The sequence below is a fragment of the Acinetobacter sp. USHLN143 genome (assembly GCF_037145695.1).
Classification (GTDB): Bacteria; Pseudomonadota; Gammaproteobacteria; order Pseudomonadales; family Moraxellaceae; genus Acinetobacter; species Acinetobacter fasciculus.
The window spans coordinates 1-5918 of the sequence record NZ_JBBCWZ010000112.1 but is presented as its reverse complement, the minus strand read 5'-3'; the positions used below and the strand labels follow the sequence as shown (position 1 = coordinate 5918).

Sequence of the window (5918 nt, the reverse complement as noted above, 5' to 3'; positions counted from 1 at the left end):
GTCGTTCTCGCTGTTCTAAACTAAGTGGTACAGAAACAATTCTAGGCATGTGTGAACATCTGTTAACTAAAAAAACCTTTTCGCATCATTAGTTATTTTTGTCAACTTAACAACTGATCCTCTATATCTAAAGTATGAGGACGACCTGATTTCTTTTTGAGTGATTCTGCTTTTTCTAAAACCTCTACCATTTCAGTAAAAACATGTCGAGGTACGCCAACCAAGCGTTTGAATTCAGAATCTGAAAAACGATTTAATTTCTGATATCTCATGAAATTTATATTGAGGTGGTTTTTACTTTCGCAAGAGGTCTAATATTGATTTTTTATTTATAGTTTGCAAACAGATACTCAAAAAACTAGTAATTAGATTAGCTTTGTAATCAAATTTATGTTCTACCTGCTTCTTACTTCCTTTTTCACTTCCACAAATCCATAGATAATCTTTCATCATCTCATAAAAATCAGCTTCTTCTTTTCTATAGGCTTTAAGAAATGTTGAAAAATCAGAAGAAATTATTTTATATTCTCCACAGTTTAATTGTTCTATGCCGTTAAGCTTTATACCTTCACAGCAGTTAATATTATTAAATACTCTTATTTCTTTCTTTGATAACTCATAGACATCATCTATCATATTTTCTGGAGATTTTTTATTTAGGATATAGTCAGCATATATTTTTTTAACATTCGAGAAAATCTCAGAAAAAGTGATGTAATCTTCTAAATCATAATAAACAATCAATTCACTGGTGATGGACCTTAAAGTGTTTCTTGTATCAGTAGTAATGAAAATTGTTTTTTCTTTTGATAAAGTCAGCTCTTGTCCAAAATAATCATCAAGATTTTTTTATATCATCAAAGCTATTTATCTTTACGAAAGCTTGCAACTTAAACAATGAGTTAACCATTCTTTGCAATATTCTTTTAGCTTTACTTCTATTCATAAAATTTATTAAATTTAAAGTGTATATATCATTCTAAATAGTATACCTCTTATAAAAAAGCCCCCTTTCGGAGGCTTCTTTTTAAAACTCAAATTCTTAAGCTTTAGACACTGCTGGCTCGACTGAACCAATCTTTTCAGATTCATCGTCATGCATGATCAAGGCAACCGCAATTGCAGTGATCAGCACCGGCAAACCGACTGCCATAAAGTTGAAGTAAGCAGGCAGGTTCATACCCAGTAAGCCACCAATCAGGATCGGCCCTACAATCGCACCCATACGACCAATCGCAGAAGACCAGCCAATACCTGTTGAACGTACTGCAAGCGGGTAGAACTGCGCCACATAGCTATACAGCAACATTTGTGAACCAATTGACGCTGCACCCGCCAGGAACACCAGGATGTAAAGCAAGAACTGGTTAGATGCAAAGCCCATTGAGCTCATTACAATCGCACCCATCATACCCAGAACCATCAGTACCGGTTTCAGGTGGAAACGATCCGCCAGAATACCACCACCTACAATACCTACAACCGCACCCACGTTCATCACCATCATGAACATCAGGCTGTTGTCCATCGAGTAGCCCGCTGCCATCATCAACTTCGGTAACCAGCTGCTAAGTGCATACATAGTTAACAGGCAAGTAAAGAATGCGACCCAGAACAGTAAAGTATTGACCGCACGACCACGACGGAACAAGCTGACCACGTTCGCTGCTTCAGGCACATTTTCCTGTGGCAAAGTAAGTACCGTGTTATCCGTTACTGTCAGATTTGGCGCCAGACGACGTACGATTTGGCGTGCTTCAGCCTGCTTGTTCTGCTTCACAATAAATGCCAGCGATTCAGGCAGGAATTTCCAGATTACCGGTAATAAAAATAATGGAATACCCGCGATAAAGAACATGATTTCCCAACCAAAACTTGGGGTAAACCATGAACCCAATAACGCAGCCATTACACCACCAACGGCATAACCACTAAACATAGTGGTTACCAGGGTACTACGCATTTTTTGTGGAGCATATTCCGAAGTCAATGCCACCAGGTTTGGCATTACACCACCAATACCAAGACCGGCAAGGAAACGTAAAATACCGAATTCGGTTGGATTTGAGGCAAAGCCACCCGCAAAAGTTAAACCACTGAATAATACAATACAGATCATGATTACTTTCTTACGACCGATCTTGTCCGCCAGGGAACCAAAGATCATCGCACCAAACATCATGCCGGCCAGTGCGGTACTTGCAAGCATGCCCGCCTGCACTGCACTCAAGCCCCAGTCTTGCATCAATAATGGTAAAACTACACCATTGATTGCCAGATCGTAGCCATCAAATAAGATAATGAGTAAACACCAAGCAACTACATTGAAGTGGAAAGGCGTGAATTTCGCATTATCGACTACAGAATTTACATCTATTTTTTCCGTTGTCATCGTTCTCATCTCCCATGAGTACTTGTCCATAACATCTTGTTGAAGATTGAAGACAATCTTCAATTGTCAGGCAATATACGCAAGCGGGATTTAAGGCACAATAAGACTAATTGATATTCGGCTATGGACTCAGAAATGTCATTTATTTACGTGATATGTCACATTATTGATAATATAAGATTTTGAATAATTTATATTTATTTTAAAATTGGCTTAATTTTCTAGCAATTTTAATTGCTTATTTTTTTGATCAATTGAATATTGCTTTAATTTGATATACCAGATAAGCAAAAACCCCTTTAAATAAAGAGGTTTTTGCAAATTCAGCAGGTGGCTTTATCGCAGCCATCATGCTGCATCAGGTTTTAATCGACTTGAGTTTCTGTTCGGCACGCAAGGTTTCGGCATTTCTTTCTGCATTGAGGTCTTTACGCACAATCATGGAAACAGCAATTGCACCAATCAATGCCGGAATAGCCACCGCAATAAAGTTAAACTTGTGCGGTAATTCCATGCCCAGCAGGAAACCAATAAAGATTGGGCCTACAATCGCACCGACACGTCCCACAGCCGATGCACAGCCAATCCCGGTCGAACGAATCGACATTGGATAATACTGCGCCACAAAGCTGTAGAGCAAAATACTACTGCCAATTGCAGAAGCACCCGCGAGCGCCACCAGCAAGTAAATAACCGCTTGTGGTGAATTGAAGCCAAGGCCAACCAGTGATACCGCACCGAGCAGGAACATGCCGATAATAACCGGTTTCAAATGGAACCGGTCTGCCAGAATACCGCCACCAATGGTACCAATGACTGCACCAATATTCATGGCCATCAGGAACATCAAACTGTTGCCTAGCGAATATCCGGCTGCCATCATCAGTTTCGGCAACCAGCTGCCCAAGGCATAAACCATCAACAGGCACATAAAGAAGCACGACCAGAACAGCAAGGTACTCATGCTACGGCCCTGCTTGAAGAGTGCTGCAATTGAGGCTTCTGAGGTTTGTACTTCATTCAGCACAAACTGGGTATCTGCATTCAGATTCTGTTCTGGACTGAGCTGTTGCACAATATGGCGGGCTTTTTCATTTTGCTGTTTTTTCACCAGAAAAGTTAAAGATTCTGGCAAATAAAACCATAAAATCGGCAAGATTAACAATGGAATACCGGCGATATAGAACATGATTTCCCAACCAAAACTTGGAGTAAACCAGGCCCCAAGCAAGGCTGCCATAATCCCGCCCACCGCATAACCACTAAACATGGTGGTCACCAAGGTACTGCGCATTTTTTGGGGCGCATATTCAGAGGTTAAAGCAACCAGATTAGGCAATACTCCACCAATTCCTAGACCTGCAATAAATCGCAAAATTCCGAATTCGGTTGGGTTCGAGGCGAAACCGCCCCAAAAAGTAAAACCACTGAATAAGGTGACACAAATCAGAATCACATTTTTTCGGCCAATTTTATCAGCCAGCATGCCAAACAGCATGGCACCAAACATCATGCCGGCCAAAGCAGTACTGGCCAGCATGCCAGCCTGCACTGCAGACATATTCCATTCTTGCATTAGTAGTGGCAGGGCTACACCGTTAATTGCCAAATCATAACCGTCAAAAATCACGATAAATACGCACCAAAGTACGACTTTTAAATGAAAGGGTTTAAACTTTGCAGTATCCACTACAGCATTTACATTTACTGTATTTATAGTCACGCCTCACCTCCTGTGAGTTGTTATTCGTTGTTTTTAGCACGACACATGACACTAACTCTTATTTATTATTTTTAATGATTCTTATCGCCATGTTTTCGCAACAACTTAGTTCAACACAGCTATTTTTGAGACAGTATGCGACTAAAGTCTTAAGCATGATGCAAAAAACTAAACCCATGGGTCTAGTTTTTAATCAATGATTAACAATTTCAGCCGGTTTTTGGTTTAAAAAACTCTTCCAGAGCCTTCAGACTCTGGAAGAGTTTTTAAATTTCGAAAATAAAATGCAATTAATACAATGGTTGAGGTAATTGGATCTGAATCATTTCATTATCATCTGCCAGATTTTGATTACGCCCACTGGAGCCAGGAAAATTATTGTCATTCAGGACGGTAATTAAATCAGGCCCTTCAATAATAATGTCCTCAATGGTCTGGAATGGAAAACCAAAGCGCTGACCGGTGGCAATATCTCCCGGACGTACCGGACCATAAAGTAAATCCGGATTGGCCACATCCATCAAATTGACCAGTTCTTCGCGCGTCACAGACTCACCGGACTGATTCAGTTTAACCTTGATTAGTTTTTTATAACCGCCCAGATTATTTTCACTGTCATCGCGTTCAATGATCACCCCTTCTTGGGCATTAAAAAGCTGAAAATCACCAATAGCAGTAGCTTTAGAATCCAGCTCAAAATAATAGAAATTTCCGGTATAAATCTTATTTTCTATATCAAACTCTGAAATGATTAATTGTGGAGTCGTGGCATTTAATAAAGGTTTTTCGAGTAAAGGGTACAAATAGCGGCCATCAGGTGAAATTGCCATGCCTTCGAAGCCCCCACTTCGCTGTACGAGAGGTTCGATATACGCTGTAGTTCCCTTATTTAGCTGATTTTGTGGAGATCTCAGTTCAGTTCCGGTCTCTAATGGATGTGTTAAAGCGATCGGCGGACTTTGCAAGATTCCCTCTGCATTAAAATGCAGTAAATAAGGCCCAAATTCATCTCCTATCCAGATATCCCCATTAGGTGCACGTTGCATAGATTCCGGATCAAAGTCAGCACCGGTCAATAAACGCTCTTGAGTATTCTCGTTAATAATCTCAAAAGGAATCAGTTTATTCGGATCACGAAGCTGAATATAAGCAAGATGTTCGACAGCTGCCGTGCCACCGGTTTTGGTTCTAAAATCACTAGAAAGATGATGCAAACGCAATAAATAATCAGAAGAATTATCCTGCGCGCCAAAGCCATTGTCCGACATCACCAGATAGGTTCCGTCCGGATTTTTTAATGCAGCAGAAAAACCTTGTACAGGCTGACCTGAAAATGGCGGAAAAATCCCATTTGCTCCACGTACATCTTTGCCGGAATCAGGCCCTTCTGCATAAGTCTCTACATCCAGTTTGGCAAAAGAGACTAAAGTCGGTTCACTGATATTTTCTATAGGCTGAACAACCTTATCATCCGAATCATTACATGCCGTCAGAGCCAATACGGAAATAGCCAGCATACTTAAGCAGATTTTTCTCATACGTCCATTCATCTTTTTTATCAAGTCAAAGCCTTATTGAATGTGCTTTGCATGACAGGAACGTTGCGAGGAAATGAAGTTTTAACGACAGTTTTATAGAAACAATTCTTATTTTATCCACATAAAAAAACACCCCCTGCGTTAGCAGAGGGTGTTTCGAATAATGAGCTGGCGATGACTTACTCTCACATGGGTAACCCCACACTACCATCAGCGCTAAGAGGTTTCACTTCTGAGTTCGGGAAGGGATCAGGTGGTTCACTCT

General features: G+C 40.5%; 4 protein-coding genes and 1 rRNA gene. All 5 read right to left on the bottom strand.

What is annotated here, in order from left to right:
• Positions 1-294 precede the first annotated feature (294 nt).
• Positions 295-744, bottom strand: coding sequence for a hypothetical protein (locus WFH18_RS16475; protein WP_174894029.1), 450 nt, complete (start codon positions 742-744; stop codon positions 295-297).
• 298 nt (positions 745-1042) lie between these two features.
• Positions 1043-2392: an aromatic acid/H+ symport family MFS transporter gene (locus WFH18_RS16470; RefSeq protein ID WP_086044260.1), complete on the bottom strand. Its 1350-nt coding sequence runs from the start codon at positions 2390-2392 to the stop codon at positions 1043-1045.
• A gap of 358 nt (positions 2393-2750) precedes the next feature.
• Entirely contained in the window at positions 2751-4115 is a 1365-nt protein-coding gene (locus WFH18_RS16465; RefSeq protein ID WP_086044259.1) for an MFS transporter, read from the bottom strand.
• Positions 4116-4405: 290 nt separating this feature from the next.
• Positions 4406-5653: an esterase-like activity of phytase family protein gene (locus WFH18_RS16460; protein ID WP_086044258.1), complete on the bottom strand. Its 1248-nt coding sequence runs from the start codon at positions 5651-5653 to the stop codon at positions 4406-4408.
• 166 nt (positions 5654-5819) lie between these two features.
• Positions 5820-5918, bottom strand: a 5S ribosomal RNA gene (gene rrf, locus WFH18_RS16455); the annotation flags it as partial.